An 18,767-nucleotide genomic window follows, 5' to 3' on the forward strand; every position below is an offset into this window, starting at 1 on the left:
TCGTCTTTAGCTTAAGGCCCAAGGTGCAAATGAAACGATCTGCTTTCTTTATTTCCGACGGGACAGGCATCACAGCCGAAACCCTGGGTCAAAGCCTCCTGGCGCAGTTCGAAAACATTACCTTCAGCAAATTCACGCGACCGTATATCGATAGCGTGGATAAAGCGCGGGCCATGGTACAACAAATCAACAAAGCCGCCGAAAATGACGGCTTCCGGCCGATTATTTTCGACACCATCGTCAACCAGGACATTCGTGAGATTCTCGCGACCTCAAATGGTTTCATGATCGACATTTTCTCGACGTTCCTGGCACCGCTTGAACAGGAATTGACCGAGCATTCTTCCTACACCGTCGGAAAATCCCATTCCATTGGCGCCAACACCAACTACATGGAGCGTATCGAGGCCGTGAACTTCGCCCTCGACAACGACGATGGTGCCCGCACGCACTATTACGACAAGGCCGATTTGATCCTGGTCGGCGTGTCGCGTTGCGGCAAAACCCCGACATGCCTGTACATGGCCATGCAATTCGGTATTCGCGCGGCCAACTACCCGCTGACCGAAGACGACATGGAGCGCCTGACACTGCCGAACGCCCTGCGCGCCCATCAACACAAGCTGTTCGGCCTGACCATCGACCCGGACCGCCTCACCGCGATCCGCAACGAGCGCAAGCCCAACAGCCGCTATTCGAGCTATGCCCAGTGCGAGTTCGAGGTGCGAGAAGTGGAAAACCTGTTCCGCCGCGAGAACATTGCGCACATCAACTCCACGCATTTTTCCGTCGAAGAAATCTCGGCGAAAATTCTCGTGGAGAAAGGTGTGGAGCGGCGGTTCAAGTAGTTCTGCGGCGCTTGATTGATCGCAATCGCTCCCACAGGGATCCTCAGTGGACACAATATTTGTGAACGACTGAGGCCCCTGTGGGAGCATGGCTTGCCCGCGATGAACGATTACTCGGTCTCGACCAACGCCCCCACCAACGTTTCAAACCCTCGCAACAACAATCGATCATCTCCCGCCGAGTTACACACACTCGCCCGAACACACTGCGCAACGGCGGCATGCCCAACCGCAAACGCCTCCGCTGTCGCCACCCGATAATTTTTCTCCTTGAGCTCCGCCGCAATCTGCGACGCCCGCCACGGCTCAGGCACTTCGATCCAGTAATGCGGACTGTGGGAATGAGTCTTGTACACCGCCCCTTCCAGCAACCCCGCCACCAATGATTTACGACGGCTGATCTCGGCAATTTGCTGCGCCAACAACTGCTCGGCCATGCCGTTTTCTATCCACAGGCTCGCCACTTCCAACGTCAACGGACTGGCCATCCAGCAGGTCCCGCGCACCGCGGCGCTCAAGCGCCCGATCAACGGCTGCGGCGCGTGCAGATAGCCAACCCGTAACCCCGCTGAAACAGCCTTGCTCAAACTGCCGATCAGCACCGAGCGCTCCGGGGCGAAATAGCTCAGCGGCAACGGTCGCTGTTGAGCCAATACCGCGTGGGCTTCGTCTTCGAAGATCAGCAGATTGTGCTGACGACAGACCTGTGCAATCGCCTCGCGTCGTGCGACGGACATCACCGCAGCCGTAGGATTCTGGATCGTCGGCGTGCAGTACAGCGCAGAAACCCGGTGCTGACGGCAAATGTCCTCCAGCGCTTGCGGCATCAGCCCTTCATCGTCCATCGCGATGCCGATGAGTTTGATCCCCAGCATCCGTGCAACACTGATCAACCCCGGATAAGTCAGGTGTTCCGTCACCAACGTATCACCGGATTTGAGCAGCGCCATCAGGGCACACAACAGACCGTGCTGGCCGCCATTCACGCAGACAATCTGATCCGCGTGCGGCGCAAACGCACCGTGCTGAAGCCAACGTGCACCCGCCTCGCGGTAGTGCTGCAAACCGACATCGGCGGTGTAGCCGCTGACGCGCTGCATCGCTGCAGAATCGAGCGACACGGCGTGCAGACTCTGGCTCAGAAACAGCGCCTCCTGCCCCGGAATCGGTTGATTGCGGCTCATGTCAAAAAACGGCTGCGGTTCGTCGCTGACATTGCGAAAGCCTGCGTCTCGCACACGCTCCATCCCTTGCTGACGCACATACGTCCCGTCACCGACGCGAGCGACTACCACACCGATTCGTTCGAGTTCGCCGTAAGCGCGACTGACGGTGCCGATGGTCACACCGACGCTATCGGCCAGCAGTCGATGGGGCGGCAATTTGCAGCCGGGTTCGATCAATCCGTCGACAATGCTTTTGTGCACGGCATCGGCAAGGCGCTTGTACTTCACGCCCACACCATTGGCGAGCCCGTCGCGCAGAATTGACACCATGGCAATACTTGTTTTGACAGTCATTGATGCCCCGAATAGCGTGCTGAAAACAGGTGCAATCATGGATAGACCGTTTACAGATGCAGGTCAATTGCGCCGACTCCGGGAGCTCGATCATGTCCGTCGCCATCAGCACGTCTTCAACCCCTGAAAAACCCTGGCTGGCCGCGCTCGTTACCAGTGTGTTGTTCCTGATCGTGTGCCTGAGTTGGGGCACGACCTGGCTGGGGATCAAGATTGCCGTTGAAACGGTGCCGCCATTGACCGCGGCCGGGTTGCGCTTCCTGATGGCCTTTCCACTGTTCCTGACCTTCGCGCTGTTGCGTCGTGAACCGCTGCGATTTCCGAAAAAAAGCCGCTGGTTTTTTGTGTTCGTCACGCTGTCGTACTTCAGCCTGCCGTACTACTTGCTCAACTACGGCGAGATGCACGTTTCGTCCGGGCTGACCGCCCTGCTGTTCAGTTGCATGCCTGTGTTCATCCTGGTGTTTTCGGCGTTGTTCCTGCGGGAAAAAATCTACCCTTCACAGGTACTCGGCATCGCCATTGGCTTCGGCAGTTTGTTCATGATTATTCGCAGCCAGGGCCTGCATCTGGACCATGCCGAATTGTTCGGAGTGTTGGCCATTCTCTGCGCCGCAGTGATGCATGCGTTGTGTTATGTGGTGACCAAAAAACACGGCACGGCGATCAGCGTGATCACCTACAACACCTTGCCCATCGGCATTGCCGGATTGATGTTGTTCGTCGCCGGACTGACGGTCGAAGCGCCGGTGTTTACGGCGATCAGCCTGCGTTCATGGAGTGCCCTGCTCTATCTCGGGCTGGTGGCCTCGGTGGGCGGTTTTATCGTTTATTTCCTGCTGCTCAAACGGCTGAGCCCGATCATTTTGTCGTTCGTGTTTATCATCTTTCCGGTGTTCGCCGTGATCATCGGCGCCTGGTACGAGGGGCAAACCTTGTCCCGGGAACTGATGATCTACTCGGCGATTTTGCTGACAGGGTTTGCGATCACCAAACTGCCTGTGGAAAAGTGGCTCAGATGACCAACAAATCCATGAAGCGGTTGACCGGCATGGCTTCGAGGGCAGTCTGATCCTTGCACAGCGTAACAATCTGCGCACTGCGCTGAGCGGTAAAACGCGTCGCCAGATTCGCTTTGAACTTGTCTTCCAACAGCGGGATACCGTCGGCGCGACGACGGCGATGACCGATTGGATACTCCACCACCACGTTCTCGGTGCTGGAGCCGTCCTTGAAGAACACTTGCACCGCATTGGCAATGGAGCGTTTGTCGGCTTCCAGGTATTCACGGGTGAAGCGCGGGTCTTCGACGATGACCATTTTCTCGCGCAGCACATCGATGATCGGATGCGCAGCGTGGAAGTCGTCTTCGTAGTGCTCGGCCACCAGAGTGCCGAACGCCAACGGTACGGCGGTCATGTACTGGAGGCAGTGATCGCGGTCGGCGGCGTTGGCCAGCGGGCCGACTTTGGAAATGATGCGGATCGCCGACTCGTGGGTGGTGATGACGATGCGGTCTATCTCGTGCAGACGATTGCGAACCAGCGGGTGCAACGTCACGGCGGCTTCACAGGCGGTTTGCGCATGAAACTCCGCCGGGAAGCTGATTTTGAACAGCACGTTTTCCATCACATAACTGCCGTACGGCCGCGAGAAACTGAAGGCTCGTTTGTCTTCAGGCTTGAGCGCCAGATCGTTGTTGGTGTGGCTGAACAAGACGTCGTAAAAGCCCCACTGCTTGGCCGTCAGCACACCGGGAATTCCCATCTCGCCACGCATCGCGATGTCTGCCAGCCGTACGCCACGACTGGTCGCATCGCCGGCCGCCCAGGATTTACGCGAGCCGGCATTTGGCGCGTGCCGATAGGTGCGCAGCGCCTGACCGTCCGCGAACGCATGGGACAACGCCGACAACAATTGCTCGCGATTGGCGCCCATGAGTTTGGCGGTGACGGCAGTCGAGGCCACTTTCACCAGCACGACGTGATCGAGGCCTACGCGATTGAAGGAGTTTTCCAGGGCGATCACACCTTGAATTTCGTGGGCCATGATCATCGCTTCCAGCACAGCGCGAACGGTCAGCGGCGCCTCGCCATTGGCCAGACGTTTTTGCGAGAGGTGATCGGCCACCGCGAGAATCGCGCCAAGGTTGTCTGACGGATGCCCCCATTCGGCGGCGAGCCAGGTGTCGTTGTAATCGAGCCAGCGCACGGTGCAGCCGATATCCCACGCCGCTTTGACCGGATCAAGTCGATAAGGGGTGCCCGGCACACGAGCACCGAACGGCACGACGGTGCCTTCGACGATAGGCCCCAGGTGTTTGGTGCATTCGGGAAACCGCAGGGCCAGAAGGCCGCAGCCGAGTGTGTCCATCAGGCAGTTGCGGGCGGTGTCGAGGGCTTCTTGGGATTCGATTTTGAAGGTAAGGACATAGTCGGCAATGTCCTGTAGGACACGGTCGTACTCGGGGCGGATGTTCTGGTCGACGTTGGCACTCATGTTCGATTCACTCTTGAAGTGGTTCGTTGATGGGACCTCGGTTCAGGGATAAGTCTCGGTTGGTGTAACCATTCTTGTTATTGAAATGCAATAACCTGTGGGAGCGGGCTTGCCCGCGATAGCGGTGTATCAGCCGACATCAATTTCGGATGTGCGGGCCTCATCGCGGGCAAGCCCGCTCCCACAGGGTTTAGCGTTTATCTCAGAACGAATCACCCGGTACACGGACGTAACCTTCCATCAACACCCGCGCACTGCGGCTCATGATGGCTTTTTTCACGACCCATTCACCGTTGACCAGACTGGCTTCGGCACCGACACGCAGCGTGCCCGACGGATGCCCGAAGCGCACCGCGTTGCGTTCGACACCGCCGGCGGCGAGGTTCACCAACGTGCCGGAAATCGCGGCCGCCGTGCCGATGGCCACCGCTGCGGTGCCCATCATCGCGTGGTGCAATTTGCCCATCGACAGCGCACGCACCAACAGGTCGACATCGCCCGCCGCAATCGCCTTGCCGCTGGACGAAACGTAGTCCGCCGGTTTGGCCACGAAAGCCACTTTCGGGGTGTGTTGACGCTTGGCCGCTTCGTCGATGTTCGAAATCAGGCCCATGCGCAATGCGCCATAAGCGCGGATGGTTTCGAACATCAGCAGCGCTTTCGGATCGCTGTTGATCGCGCCTTGCAACTCGGTGCCGGTGTACCCGATGTCCTGGGCATTGACGAAAATCGTCGGGATGCCGGCATTGATCATGGTCGCCTTGAAGGTGCCGACGCCGGGTACTTCGAGGTCATCCACCAGGTTGCCGGTAGGGAACATCGAACCGCCGCCGCCCTCTTCTTCCGCTGCTGGGTCCATGAATTCGACCTGCACTTCGGCGGCTGGAAAGGTCACACCATCGAGTTCGAAATCACCGGTTTCCTGCACTTCACCGTTGGTGATCGGCACATGGGCAATGATGGTCTTGCCAATGTTGGCCTGCCACACGCGAACCACGGCCACGCCGTTGTGCGGAATGCGGCTGGCTTCGACCAAGCCGTTACTGATGGCGAACGAACCGACCGCTGCCGTCAGGTTGCCGCAGTTGCCGCTCCAGTCGACGAAAGGCTTGTCGATGGACACCTGACCGAACAGGTAATCAACGTCGTGATCGGCCTTGAGGCTTTTCGACAGGATCACGGTTTTGCTGGTGCTGGACGTCGCACCGCCCATGCCGTCGATTTGCTTGTCGTACGGGTCGGGGCTGCCGATCACGCGCAGCAGTAAAGCATCGCGGGCCGGGCCTGGAACCTGTGCCGCTTCGGGCAGATCTTGCAGGCTGAAAAACACGCCTTTGCTGGTGCCGCCACGCATGTAGGTGGCAGGGATTTTGATCTGAGCTGCGTGAGCCATGTGCTCGTTACTCCTTACCTTGAAAACAGACACGGGACTTGAAGTCCCGTGTCTGTACAGCGTGTGTTAAACGGCGACTGCCGACTCTTCGAGGAAGTCCTGGGCAAAGCGTTGCAACACGCCGCCCGCTTCGTAGATCGACACTTCTTCGGCGGTGTCGAGGCGGCAGGTCACCGGCACATCGACGCGCTCGCCGTTCTTGCGATGGATCACCAACGTCAGCTCGGCACGCGGTGTGCGCTCGCCGATCACGTCGTAGGTTTCACTGCCGTCGATGGCCAGGGTGTGACGGTTGGTGCCGGCCTTGAACTCCAGCGGCAACACGCCCATGCCCACCAGGTTGGTGCGGTGAATGCGCTCGAAGCCTTCAGCGGCAATCGCTTCCACACCCGCCAGACGCACGCCCTTGGCTGCCCAGTCGCGGGACGAACCCTGACCGTAGTCAGCGCCGGCAATGATGATCAGCGGCTGCTTGCGTTCCATGTAGGTTTCAATCGCTTCCCACATGCGCATCACTTGGCCTTCCGGCTCGACGCGAGCCAGCGAACCCTGCTTGACCTTGCCGTTTTCCAGAACCATTTCGTTGAACAGTTTCGGGTTGGCGAATGTCGCGCGCTGCGCGGTCAGGTGGTCACCACGGTGAGTCGCGTAGGAGTTGAAGTCCTCTTCCGGCAGGCCCATTTTCGCCAGGTATTCGCCGGCGGCGCTGTCCAGCATGATCGCGTTGGACGGCGACAGGTGATCGGTGGTGATGTTGTCCGGCAGTACCGCCAGCGGGCGCATGCCCTTGAGCGGACGAGCGCCGGCCAGCGCGCCTTCCCAGTACGGCGGACGGCGGATGTAGGTGCTCATTTCGCGCCAGTCGTACAGCGGCGCGACTTTCGGGCCGGTGTCTTCGTGGATGGCGAACATCGGAATATAGACCTGGCGGAACTGCTCCGGCTTCACCGATGCCTTGACCACGGCGTCGATTTCTTCGTCGCTCGGCCAGATGTCCTTCAGGCGGATTTCCTTGCCATCGACCACGGCCAGCACATCTTTTTCGATGTCGAAACGGATGGTCCCGGCAATGGCGTAAGCGACCACCAATGGCGGCGAAGCAAGGAACGCTTGCTTGGCGTACGGGTGAATCCGGCCGTCGAAGTTACGGTTACCGGAGAGCACCGCCGTGGCGTACAGATCGCGGTCGATGATTTCTTGCTGGATCACCGGATCGAGTGCGCCGGACATGCCGTTGCAGGTGGTGCAAGCGAAGGCGACGACACCGAAACCGAGCTTGTCCAACTCATCGGTCAGGCCGGCTTCATCCAGATACAGGGCGACGGTTTTCGAACCCGGGGCCAGGGACGACTTGACCCATGGCTTGCGGGTCAGACCGAGCTTGTTGGCGTTGCGCGCCAGCAGGCCGGCAGCGATCACGTTGCGCGGGTTACTGGTGTTGGTGCAGCTGGTGATGGCGGCGATGATGACGGCGCCATCGGGCATTTGACCCGGTACATCGTCCCATTGGCCGGAGATGCCTTTGGCGGCAAGATCCGAAACCGCCACACGGGCGTGCGGGTTGCTCGGGCCAGCCATGTTGCGCACGACCGTGGACAGATCGAAGGTCAAGCCGCGCTCGTATTGCGCGCCTTTCAGGCTGTCGGCCCACAAGCCAGTGGTCTTGGCGTAATGCTCGACCAACTGCACCTGATCGTCTTCACGGCCGGTGAGTTTGAGGTAGTCGATGGTTTGCTGGTCGATGTAGAACATCGCAGCCGTGGCGCCGTATTCCGGGGCCATGTTGGAAATGGTTGCGCGGTCGCCGAGGGTCAGCGCGGCGGCGCCTTCACCGAAGAACTCCAGCCATGCGCCAACGACTTTTTGCTTGCGCAGGAACTCGGTCAACGCCAGCACCATGTCGGTGGCGGTGATGCCCGGTTGCAGCTTGCCGGTCAATTCAACGCCGACGCTTTCCGGCAGACGCATCCAGGAAGCACGACCGAGCATGACGCTCTCGGCTTCCAGGCCACCCACACCGATGGCGATCACACCCAGCGCATCGACGTGCGGGGTGTGGCTGTCGGTGCCGACGCACGTGTCGGGGAACGCCACGCCGTCACGTACCTGGATCACCGGAGACATTTTCTCCAGGTTGATCTGGTGCATGATGCCGTTGCCTGGCGGGATCACGTCGACGTTCTTGAACGCCTTTTTGGTCCAGTTGATGAAGTGGAAACGGTCTTCGTTGCGACGGTCTTCGATGGCGCGGTTCTTCTCGAACGCCTCCGGATCGAAGCCACCGCGCTCGACGGCCAGGGAGTGGTCGACGATCAATTGAGTCGGCACCACCGGGTTTACTTGCGCAGGATCGCCGCCTTGCAGGGCGATGGCGTCACGCAGGCCGGCGAGGTCGACCAGTGCGGTCTGGCCGAGAATGTCGTGGCACACCACACGGGCCGGGAACCACGGGAAATCGAGGTCGCGCTTGCGTTCGATGAATTGCTTCAGGGAATCGGTGAGCGTGGCCGGGTCGCAGCGACGCACCAGGTTTTCCGCCAGCACGCGGGAGGTGTACGGCAGGGTGTCGTAGGCGCCGGGCTGGATGGCCTCGACCGCCGCGCGGACGTCGAAATAATCCAGATGGCTGCCGGGAAGCGTTTTACGGAATTGTGTGTTCATCGTCAGGACTCGGGTCACGGTAGTTACAAAGGGTGGGGCCTGGCATTGCATTGAAACCGATCCCCTGTAGGAGCCGAGCTTGCTCGCGATGGCGGTGTATCAGACGACATCAATGTTGAATGTCAGTCCGTCATCGCGAGCAAGCTCGGCTCCTACAGGTTTGCGGTTAGCCGGCCTCCACCATTCAGCGTTGTTCGATTGGCACGAACTTGCGCTGCTCAACGCCGGTGTACTCGGCGCTTGGGCGGATGATGCGGTTGTTGGCGCGCTGTTCGTACACGTGTGCAGCCCAGCCTGTCAGGCGCGAGCAGACGAAAATCGGGGTGAACAACTTGGTCGGAATGCCCATGAAGTGGTACGCCGAGGCATGGTAGAAGTCGGCGTTCGGGAACAGTTTCTTTTGCTCCCACATGGTCTTGTCGATGGCTTCGGAAACCGGGAACAACACCTTGTCGCCCACTTCGTCCGCGAGTTTTTTCGACCAGCCCTTGATCACCTCGTTGCGCGGATCGTTGTCCTTATAGATCGCGTGACCGAAGCCCATGATCTTGTCCTTGCGCTCGAGCATGCCGAGGGTGCCTTCGATCGCCGCTTCCGGCGAGCTGAAGCGCTCGATCATTTCCATCGCCGCTTCGTTGGCGCCGCCGTGCAGTGGACCGCGCAGCGAACCGATTGCAGCAGTGATGCAGGAAAACAGGTCCGACAAGGTGGACGCGCAAACACGCGCAGTGAACGTCGAGGCGTTGAACTCGTGCTCTGCGTAGAGGATCAGCGAAACGTTCATCACCTTGACGTGCAACTCGCTCGGCTTCTTGCCGTGCAGCAGGTGCAGGAAGTGGCCGCCGATGGATTGCTCGTCGCTCACGCAGTCGATGCGCTTGCCTTCGTGGCTGAAGCGATACCAGTACGTCATGATCGCCGGGAACGCGGCCAGCAGACGGTCGGTTTTGTCGTGTTGCTCGGAGAAGTTGTTCTCCGGCTCCAGGTTGCCCAGGAACGAGCAGCCGGTACGCATCACGTCCATCGGGTGGGCGTCGGCGGGGATGCGTTCCAGTACTTCTTTCAAGGCTTGTGGCAGGTCCCGCAGCTTGCTCAGTTTGGCGACGTAGGCGGCCAGTTGCGCTTTGCTCGGCAGTTCGCCGTAGAGCAGCAGGTAAGCGACTTCTTCGAATTGCGCGTCCGCCGCCAACTCACGAACGTCATAGCCACGATAGGTCAAACCGGCGCCCGACTGGCCCACGGTGGACAGTGCGGTTTGCCCGGCAACCTGGCCACGGAGCCCGGCGCCACTGAGTACTTTTGCTTCGGCCATTGCTGTCTCCAGTATTTTTTGAATTTGTCAGGGAATCTGCAATTTCTTTCAGATTTACATCGCACATCCGTAGCAGCTGTCGAGCACCGCGAGGCAGCGTCCGGCTGCGAAGCAGTCGTAAATCCTCGCCTGATTTGGCGAGTCCTTCGGCCTCGAACGCAGCCTCGCGGGCTCGGCAGCTGCTACATGATTGCGTCCTTCATTACTTCTTCGCGGCGAACAACGCATCGAGCTTCTGCTCGAAGGTGTGGTAGTCGATGCGATCGTAAAGCTCCATGCGGGTCTGCATAGTGTCGATGACGTTCTGTTGCGTGCCGTCCCGGCGGATAGCGGTGTAGACGTTTTCCGCGGCTTTGTTCATCGCACGGAAGGCGGACAGCGGGTACAGCACCAGCGATACATCGGCACCGGCGAGTTGCTCGGTGGTGTACAGCGGTGTTGCACCGAATTCGGTGATGTTGGCCAGGATCGGGGCTTTCACACGACTGGCGAACAGCTTGTACATGTCCAGTTCGGTGATGGCTTCCGGGAAGATCATGTCGGCGCCGGCCTCGATGCACGCAGCCGCGCGATCCAGGGCAGACTCCAGGCCTTCGACGGCCAGGGCGTCGGTACGGGCCATGATCACGAAGCTGTCATCGGTACGCGCATCAACGGCAGCCTTGATGCGGTCGACCATTTCCTGCAACGACACGATTTCTTTATTTGGGCGGTGACCGCAGCGCTTGGCGCCGACCTGGTCTTCGATGTGAACGGCTGCGGCGCCGAACTTGATCATCGACTTCACGGTGCGGGCAACGTTGAACGCCGAAGAACCGAAACCGGTGTCCACATCCACCAGCAGCGGCAGGTCGCAAACGTCGGTGATGCGACGCACGTCGGTCAGCACGTCATCCAGGCCAGTGATGCCCAGGTCCGGTACGCCGAGGGAGCCGGCAGCCACCCCGCCACCCGACAGGTAGATCGCCTTGAAACCGGCGCGCTTGGCCAGCAACGCGTGGTTGGCGTTGATCGCGCCGACCACTTGCAATGGATGCTCGCTGGCGACCGCATCGCGGAAACGCTGGCCTGGAGTGCTCTTGTTCAAACTCATGACTCACCTCGTTTGGCTGTCGGGTTAGCGCCGTCCTGGTAATGACGGGCGATATTGCGTTTGGAGGCGCCGATGTGACGGCGCATCAACAACTCGGCCAGCTCACCGTCACGGTCGGCGATGGCATCGAGAATTCGGTGGTGCTCGGCAAACGCCTGATGTGGGCGATTGGGTACGGTGGAGAACTGGATGCGGTACATGCGCACCAATTGATAAAGCTCGCCACAGAGCATTTGGGTCAGCGTGCGATTGCCGCTGCCCTGGATAATCCGGTAATGGAAGTCGAAATCGCCTTCCTGCTGGTAGTAGCCACGTCCGGCCTGAAACGCCTCATCGCGCTCATGGGTTTCGAGGACCCGACGCAGTTCGTCGATTTCTTCAAGGGTCATGCGCTCGGCAGCGAGACGGCAGGCCATGCCTTCAAGGGATTCGCGGATCTCGTAGAGCTCCAGCAGCTCGGCATGATTGAGCGAAACCACCCGTGCCCCGACGTGCGGCACACGCACCAGCAGGCGCTGGCCTTCCAGGCGATGGATCGCCTCACGCAGTGGCCCGCGGCTGATGCCGTAGGTACGCGCCAGCTCTGGCTCGGAGATCTTGCTGCCCGGGGCGATTTCACCCTTGACGATGGCCGCTTGAATACGCCGGAAGACGTTTTCGGAAAGCGTCTCCGAATCGTCTTGCGTTGTGAGCGGGGGATCCAGTTGATCCAGCATATTGTCGACACCTTGAAAGCTGATGCGGCAAAAACTAGCGAAAACCGGCCGCACAGTCAAAGGTTAATTGGATATTGTCGACAATCGTCTAATAACCTGCCGCACCATAACAAAGCAGCACTACCATTTATAGCCGCCTGCCAGCGCTGGCGCCATCAAGCCACCGTGCTAGAATGCCGCCCGCAATTGTTTGGGACATCTGCATTGATTGTCACAAATGGCTGATAGGCATACGAGGGAGCTTGCGCAGCGATGCCAGGGCCTTGAATCAAGTACGGACCGCTGCGCGCCAGGATTTATGAGACTCAAGCTTCTCCCTACATTCCTTTATCTACTGTGTCTGCCCGGTTTTGCCGCGGCGGCGGGGAAAACGGTGTACGGCCTCAACGAGTACGCCTCCCTGGATGGCATCAACCTTGAAGTCGCGGCCAAACTCGACACCGGGGCGAAAACCGCTTCATTGAGTGCGCGCGACATCAAACGCTTCAAACGCAATGGCGAATCCTGGGTGCGCTTCTATCTAGCCATCGACACCGCTCATTCGCACCCGATCGAACGGCCACTGGCCCGGGTCAGCAAGATCAAGCGCCGGGCCGGTGACTACGACCCGGAAGAAGGCAAGAAGTACACGGCCCGCCCGGTGATCGAGCTGGACATCTGCATGGGTTCGGCTTTACGCAGCATCGAAGTGAACCTGACCGACCGCAGCGCCTTCCAATACCCGCTGTTGATCGGCTCCGAAGCGCTCAAGCGCTTCGACGCGCTGGTTGACCCCAGTCTTAAATACGCTGCTGGCAAACCCGCCTGCGCCACCGACGCTCATACCGCAGAGTAATTCCAATGCGCTCTCTTACCCTCCATCTGAAACTGCTGATCACCATCCTGGTGGTGCTGGGCATTTCAGTTACGGCCTATCAGATCTTCGTGCTCGGGATTCCCGTGACCGAAGACGCCACCGACGACTTGTGGAACATCGACGCCAAGGTCGAGTTCGTCGCCAGTGCCAAGGATCCGGTCAAGATCCAGATGTTCGTACCGCCACTGAGCCGCGATTACGTCAGCCTCAACGAGAGCTTCATTTCCAATAACTACGGCGTCGCCGTGAACCGTGTCGACGGCAACCGCAAGGTCACCTGGTCGGCGCGTCGGGCCAAAGGCAATCAAACCCTTTATTACCGCCTGGTGCTGACCAAACGCTACACCGGCGAAAAATCCAAGATCAAAGGCCCGACCTTCCGCGACAGCATCGCCGTCGAAGGCCCGGAAAAAATCGCCGCAGAAGCCCTGCTCGCCCCTATTCGCCAGCACTCGGCCGACGTCGAAACCTTCATCGGTGAAGCCATCAAGCGGGTCAACAACGTCAACGACGACAATGTGAAGTTGCTGCTGGCCGGCGATCCTTCCTCCGCTCACAAAGCCAAAATCGTCGAACTGGTGCTGTCCATCGCCCACGTGCCGGTGGAAAAAGTCCACACCATTCGCCTGGTGGCCGACCAGCCGCAAATCCCTGAACTGTGGTTGCGCAGCTTCAATGGCACCGACTGGCTGTACTTCAACCCGGAAACCGGTGAACAAGGCCTTCCGACCGACCGCCTGCTGTGGTGGACGGGCGATGAAAACCTGATCACCGTCGATGGCGGCAAAAAAGCCAACGTGACTTTCAGCCTGAACAACAGCGAAATGAACGCCATTCGCCTGGCCAAGCTGACCGACGAAAACACCGACGCCAGTTTCCTTGAGTACTCGCTGTACGGCCTGCCGCTGCAAACCCAGCAGACGTTCATGATCATGGTGATGATCCCGATTGGCGTACTGGTGATTCTGATCCTGCGCAACCTGATCGGCATTCAGACGCTCGGCACCTTTACCCCGGTGCTGATCGCCCTCGCCTTCCGCGAAACCCAGCTCGGTTTCGGCATCATGCTGTTTACGATCATTACGGCGCTGGGGCTGTCGCTACGCTCCTACCTTGAACACCTGAAGCTGCAAATGCTGCCCAGACTCTCGGTGGTACTGACCTTCGTGGTGGTGCTGATTGCGGCCATCAGCCTGTTCAGCCACAAACTGGGCCTGGAGCGCGGGCTGTCGGTGGCGCTGTTCCCGATGGTGATTCTGACCATGACCATCGAACGCCTGTCGATTACCTGGGAAGAACGCGGCTCGGGCCACGCCATGAAAGTGGCCATCGGCACCCTGTTCGCAGCGTCCCTGGCGCACCTGATCATGACCGTGCCGGAGCTGGTTTACTTCGTGTTCACCTTCCCGGCGATCCTGTTGATCCTGGTGGGTTTCATGCTGGCGATGGGTCGCTATCGCGGCTACCGCTTGACCGAACTGGTGCGTTTCAAGGCTTTCCTGAAGAAGGCTGACGCCTGATGTTCGGCTTCTGGAAGACCTGGAAGGCCCTGGAAGCCCGGGGCATCATGGGAATCAATCGGCGTAACGCCGACTACGTGCTCAAGTACAACAAGCGCAGCCTGTACCCGATTGTCGATGACAAGATCATCACCAAGGAACGCGCCATCGCCGCCGGCATCCATGTGCCGGAACTGTATGGCGTTATTTCTACCGAGAAAGAAATCGACAACCTCGACGAGATCATCGGCGGGCGTACCGACTTCGTGATCAAACCGGCCCAGGGCGCGGGCGGTGACGGCATCATTGTGATTGTCGACCGTTTCGAAGGCCGCTACCGCACGGTGTCCGGCAAGATCATCAGCCATGAGGAGATCGAGCACCATATCTCCAGCATCCTGACCGGCCTGTATTCCCTGGGCGGTCACCGCGACCGTGCGCTGATCGAGTATCGGGTGATTCCGGACCAGATTTTCAAGAGCATCAGCTACGAAGGCGTGCCGGACATCCGCATCATCGTGTTGATGGGCTACCCGGTGATGGCCATGTTGCGCCTGCCGACCCGGCAATCCGGCGGCAAGGCCAACCTGCACCAGGGCGCCATCGGCGTCGGTGTCGACCTCGCGACCGGGGAGACACTGCGCGGTACCTGGCTGAACAACATCATTACCAAGCACCCGGACACCACCAACGCCGTCGATGGCGTGCAACTGCCCTACTGGGACGGTTTCATGAGACTCGCTGCCGGCTGTTATGAGCTATGCGGGCTGGGTTATATCGGGGTCGACATGGTCCTGGACCAGGAAAAAGGCCCGTTGATCCTTGAACTCAATGCCCGACCGGGCCTGAACATCCAGATCGCCAACGATTGCGGCCTGACATTGCGCACGCATGCGGTTGAAGCGCGACTGGAGGAGTTGAAGGCACGCGGGATCACCGAGACGGTTCGTGAGCGGGTGGAGTTTGTGCAGGAGATGTTTGGGCATATTCCGGCGGTTGAAGGCTGATTCGGGACCGAGTCGCCACCATCGCGAGCAAGCTCGGCTCCTGCAAGGATTGCGCAAATGATCGTTCCCACGCAGAGCGTGGGAACGATCATCCTGTAGGAGCCGAGCTTGCTCGCGATGGCTGATTTCCAGCCGCTACAGCACCCTATCCGTCCCCCAACCTGCCAATCCCCGACATCCCCTCTAGGAGCAAATCCTGCAGAGGACTACAATCGCCACCCCGCCTCGATGGCTGACCCGCCCCGCCCATGTTGACCTGTTCCGTACACCCGCTCCCCTATCGCGCCAATCCCGCCGAGTACTTCGCGGCGATTCGTCATGCCCCCGGCGCCGTACTGCTCGACAGTGGCCGGCCGAGTGCCGAGCGTGGCCGCTTTGATCTGCTCAGCGCCTGGCCGCTGGCGCAATTGGCCGTGCTGCCTGACGAAAGCGGCAACGACTTCCTGCAACGCCTGCGCGAGAATCTGGCGCAACTGGGCGAAGCGAATGTTCCGTTTGACCTGCCCTTCGCCGGCGGCCTGATCGGTTATCTGAGCTACGACTTCGGTCGGCACCTGGAACATCTGCCGAGTCAGGCACAAGACGATTTGCAATTGCCCGACGCGCGTTTCGGGCTGTACGACTGGGCCTTGATCAGCGATCACCACTTGAAGACCAGCCAACTGGTGTTTCATCCGTCGTTGATCGACAGCGAATGCCAGCGTCTGATCGCGCTGTTCAGCCAGCCGACGGCTGATGCCGTGGCCCCCTTCAAACTGAACGCGCCGATGAGTGCCGACCTCAGCGCTGACGAATACCGCCAGGCGCTGGAGCGTATCCAGCAATACATTCAGGCCGGTGATTGCTATCAGGTCAACTTCGCCCAGCGCTTTCGCGCACCCTGCGAGGGCGATTCATGGACCGCTTACTGCGCGCTGCGGGCGGCGTGCCCGACACCCTTTTCCGGTTTCCAGAGCCTGCCCGACGGCGGCGCGGTACTGAGCCTGTCACCGGAGCGCTTCGTCAAAGTCAGCCAACGCCATGTGGAAACCCGCCCCATCAAAGGCACCCGCCCTCGCGGCCTGACCGCCACCGAAGACGCAGCGAACGCCGCCGAATTGCTGGCCAGCCCCAAGGATCGCGCGGAAAACCTGATGATTGTCGACCTGCTGCGCAACGACCTCGGCCGCACCTGCCGCATTGGCTCGGTGCGCGTACCTGAATTGTTCAGCCTGGAAAGCTATCCGAACGTGCATCACCTGGTCAGCAGCGTGACCGGTGAACTGGCCGATGACCGCGATGCGCTGGACCTGATCGCTGGCAGCTTCCCCGGCGGCTCGATCACCGGTGCGCCGAAGATTCGTGCGATGCAGATCATTGATGAGCTGGAGCCGACCCGTCGCGGCTTGTACTGCGGCTCGTTGTTGTACCTGGATGTGCGCGGCGAGATGGACAGCTCCATCGCGATTCGCAGCCTGCTGGTCAAGGATGGACAGGTGTGTTGCTGGGGCGGCGGCGGGATCGTCGCCGATTCCGAGTGGCAGGCTGAGTACCAGGAGTCGATTACCAAGGTGAAGGTGCTGCTCGATACCCTGCAGAACCTTTAAAAGCATCGTCGGAACGCCGCCCGGACCAAGCCTTGCTCCTACGGGTTCTGAGTCGTTCCGACTTCCGGCGTACGACACAAAATCTGTAGGAGCAAGGCTTGCCCGCGATGGCGTCCTCGAAAACGATTACAAACTCAATGCCCGGTTCGAAGCCTTGATGAACTCCTGCTTCAAGTCCTCAAACGTATGCACCGCCGGGAACTGCGGGAACTCGCGGATCACATTGTCCGGCGCGTGGAACAGAATCCCGGCGTCCGCCTCACCCAGCATCGTGGTGTCGTTGTAGGAGTCGCCCGCCGCAATCACCCGGTAGTAAAGGCTCTTGAAGGCCAGGACCGACTGACGCTTGGGATCTTTCTGACGCAACTGATAGCTCGTCACCCGACCGGAATCGTCAGTAATCAAGCGATGGCAGAGCAGCGTCGGAAAGCCCAGTTGGCGCATCAGCGGCTGGGAAAACTCGTAGAACGTGTCCGACAGAATCACCACCTGAAAGCGCTCACGCAGCCAGTTGACGAACTCAATGGCGCCATCGAGCGGCTTCAGCGTGGCAATCACTTCCTGAATGTCGGTGAGTTTCAAACCGTGCTCGTCGAGGATGCGCAGGCGTTGCTTCATCAGCACGTCGTAATCGGGAATGTCCCGAGTGGTGGCCCGGAGCGATTCGATCCCGGTTTTTTCGGCGAAAGCGATCCAGATTTCCGGGACCAGTACACCTTCAAGATCCAGACAGGCAATTTCCACAAGACACTCCCATTTGTATTGATTATTGAGTCGAGCGAGCAAAAAGACTGCCGAACTCTAGCGATTCATGCTGACGGGCGCAACGCAGAGGGCGCGCCAGTAGCCGCAGGATTTTGTTACCATCTGGTCCATATAGAGCGCCCAGCGCCACCGACCTGTAGGAAGCCGCCCTGATGAGCCCAACGTTCGACGTCGTGGAACTCGCCACGACCTATGCCAACAAATCCGCCCAGGACATCCTGAAACTCGCGTTCGCCGAGTTTGGCGATGACCTGTGGATATCTTTCAGCGGTGCCGAAGACGTGGTGCTGGTGGACATGGCCTGGAAACTGAACAAGAACGTCAAAGTGTTCAGTCTCGATACCGGCCGCTTGCACCCGGAAACCTACCGTTTCATCGATCGGGTGCGTGAGCACTACAAGATCGACATCGAATTGGTGTCGCCGGACTACACGAAACTTGAACCGTTCGTGAAGGAAAAAGGCCTGTTCAGTTTCTACAAGGATGGCCATGGCGAATGCTGCGGCATCCGCAAGATCGAACCGCTGCGCCGCAAGCTGTCCGGCGTAACCGCTTGGGCCACCGGTCAGCGCCGCGACCAAAGCCCAGGCACTCGCAGCGCCGTAGCGGTGCTGGAGATCGACACCGCGTTCTCGACACCCGAGCGCACCCTGTACAAATTCAACCCGTTGGCGCAGATGACCAGCGAGGAAATCTGGGGCTACATCCGCATGCTGGAGTTGCCGTACAACAGCCTGCATGAGCGCGGCTTCATCAGCATTGGCTGCGAACCGTGCACTCGCCCGGTGCTGCCGAACCAGCACGAACGCGAAGGTCGCTGGTGGTGGGAAGAAGCAACGCAGAAAGAATGCGGGCTGCACGCGGGGAATATCATCAGCAAATCCAAGGCCTGATTCCGCCTGACAGACTGCCCTTGTGGGATCGGGGCGGGCAAGAGCCCGGCTCCCACAATGGATCTGTGACGGTCACTAATTCCTGTGGGAGCCGGGCTTGCCCGCGATGGCAACACCTC

The 18,767-nt window shown here is 59.6% G+C and carries 15 protein-coding genes; 7 read left to right on the forward strand and 8 right to left on the reverse strand.

Translation table 11 applies throughout. The features are described 5' to 3' along the window. Positions 1 to 29 precede the first annotated feature (29 nt). The gene (ppsR, locus tag C7534_RS12740) at positions 30 to 848 is read left to right on the forward strand and encodes a posphoenolpyruvate synthetase regulatory kinase/phosphorylase PpsR (protein ID WP_046027057.1); all 819 of its coding nucleotides are present in this window, start codon (positions 30 to 32) and stop codon (positions 846 to 848) included. Between the two features lie 110 nt (positions 849 to 958). Here ppsR and C7534_RS12745 read toward each other — a convergent pair whose 3' ends face one another. Further along, positions 959 to 2,368: an aminotransferase-like domain-containing protein gene (locus tag C7534_RS12745; protein ID WP_109785975.1), complete on the reverse strand. Its 1,410-nt coding sequence runs from the start codon at positions 2,366 to 2,368 to the stop codon at positions 959 to 961. 137 nt (positions 2,369 to 2,505) lie between these two features. Here C7534_RS12745 and C7534_RS12750 point away from each other — a divergent pair, with 137 nt between their 5' ends. Further along, positions 2,506 to 3,390 (forward strand): DMT family transporter, encoded by an 885-nt coding sequence (locus tag C7534_RS12750; RefSeq protein ID WP_175649010.1) that lies wholly within the window; start codon positions 2,506 to 2,508, stop codon positions 3,388 to 3,390. On the opposite strand, the gene prpD is transcribed toward C7534_RS12750, so the two are convergent. The 6 genes from prpD to C7534_RS12785 all read right to left on the reverse strand — a co-directional run bounded on the left by prpD (position 3,383) and on the right by C7534_RS12785 (position 12,039). Beyond that, the gene (gene prpD, locus C7534_RS12755; RefSeq protein WP_109785976.1) at positions 3,383 to 4,867 is read right to left on the reverse strand and encodes a 2-methylcitrate dehydratase; all 1,485 of its coding nucleotides are present in this window, start codon (positions 4,865 to 4,867) and stop codon (positions 3,383 to 3,385) included. The two genes, C7534_RS12750 and prpD, sit on opposite strands and share 8 nt — an antisense overlap. Positions 4,868 to 5,069: 202 nt before the next feature. Further along, entirely contained in the window at positions 5,070 to 6,260 is a 1,191-nt protein-coding gene (gene prpF, locus C7534_RS12765) for a 2-methylaconitate cis-trans isomerase PrpF (protein ID WP_046027061.1), read from the reverse strand. A gap of 66 nt (positions 6,261 to 6,326) precedes the next feature. Continuing rightward, a complete protein-coding gene (gene acnD, locus C7534_RS12770) occupies positions 6,327 to 8,921 on the reverse strand; it encodes a Fe/S-dependent 2-methylisocitrate dehydratase AcnD (protein ID WP_046027062.1) in 2,595 nt (864 codons plus the stop codon). A 184-nt stretch (positions 8,922 to 9,105) separates the two neighbouring features. Beyond that, complete coding sequence (prpC, locus tag C7534_RS12775; RefSeq protein WP_109785977.1) at positions 9,106 to 10,233, reverse strand: bifunctional 2-methylcitrate synthase/citrate synthase; 1,128 nt, start codon at positions 10,231 to 10,233, stop codon at positions 9,106 to 9,108. Between the two features lie 202 nt (positions 10,234 to 10,435). After that, positions 10,436 to 11,326, reverse strand: a complete 891-nt coding sequence (prpB, locus tag C7534_RS12780) for a methylisocitrate lyase (protein ID WP_027922545.1) — start codon at positions 11,324 to 11,326, stop codon at positions 10,436 to 10,438. Then, entirely contained in the window at positions 11,323 to 12,039 is a 717-nt protein-coding gene (locus C7534_RS12785; RefSeq protein ID WP_404942948.1) for a GntR family transcriptional regulator, read from the reverse strand. Before C7534_RS12785 ends, prpB begins: the two co-directional genes overlap by 4 nt. A gap of 301 nt (positions 12,040 to 12,340) precedes the next feature. Between C7534_RS12785 and rloA the strand changes: the two genes are divergently transcribed. The 4 genes from rloA to pabB all read left to right on the forward strand — a co-directional run bounded on the left by rloA (position 12,341) and on the right by pabB (position 16,990). Then, positions 12,341 to 12,877, forward strand: a complete 537-nt coding sequence (gene rloA / locus C7534_RS12790) for a retropepsin-like aspartic peptidase RloA (RefSeq protein ID WP_046027065.1) — start codon at positions 12,341 to 12,343, stop codon at positions 12,875 to 12,877. A 5-nt stretch (positions 12,878 to 12,882) separates the two neighbouring features. Then, positions 12,883 to 14,418 (forward strand): osmotic stress tolerance membrane protein RloB, encoded by a 1,536-nt coding sequence (gene rloB / locus C7534_RS12795; protein ID WP_109785979.1) that lies wholly within the window; start codon positions 12,883 to 12,885, stop codon positions 14,416 to 14,418. Next, a complete protein-coding gene (locus C7534_RS12800; RefSeq protein WP_046027067.1) occupies positions 14,418 to 15,404 on the forward strand; it encodes an alpha-L-glutamate ligase-like protein in 987 nt (328 codons plus the stop codon). The genes rloB and C7534_RS12800 overlap by 1 nt, the downstream gene beginning before the upstream one ends. Before the next feature lie 248 nt (positions 15,405 to 15,652). Next, a complete protein-coding gene (pabB, locus tag C7534_RS12805) occupies positions 15,653 to 16,990 on the forward strand; it encodes an aminodeoxychorismate synthase component I (protein WP_046027068.1) in 1,338 nt (445 codons plus the stop codon). Between the two features lie 126 nt (positions 16,991 to 17,116). Here the strand turns inward: pabB and thrH are convergent, their stop codons facing one another. After that, positions 17,117 to 17,734 carry a bifunctional phosphoserine phosphatase/homoserine phosphotransferase ThrH gene (thrH, locus tag C7534_RS12810; protein ID WP_033055708.1) on the reverse strand — a complete coding sequence of 206 codons (618 nt, stop codon included), beginning with the start codon at positions 17,732 to 17,734 and terminating at the stop codon, positions 17,117 to 17,119. 173 nt (positions 17,735 to 17,907) lie between these two features. On the opposite strand from thrH, the gene C7534_RS12815 reads away from it, so the two are divergent. Next, on the forward strand, positions 17,908 to 18,648 hold the full coding sequence (locus C7534_RS12815) for a phosphoadenylyl-sulfate reductase (RefSeq protein WP_109785980.1): 741 nt from the start codon (positions 17,908 to 17,910) through the stop codon (positions 18,646 to 18,648). Positions 18,649 to 18,767 lie beyond the last annotated feature (119 nt).

It is taken from the genome of Pseudomonas sp. OV226 (assembly GCF_003148705.1).
Taxonomy (GTDB): Bacteria; Pseudomonadota; Gammaproteobacteria; order Pseudomonadales; family Pseudomonadaceae; genus Aquipseudomonas.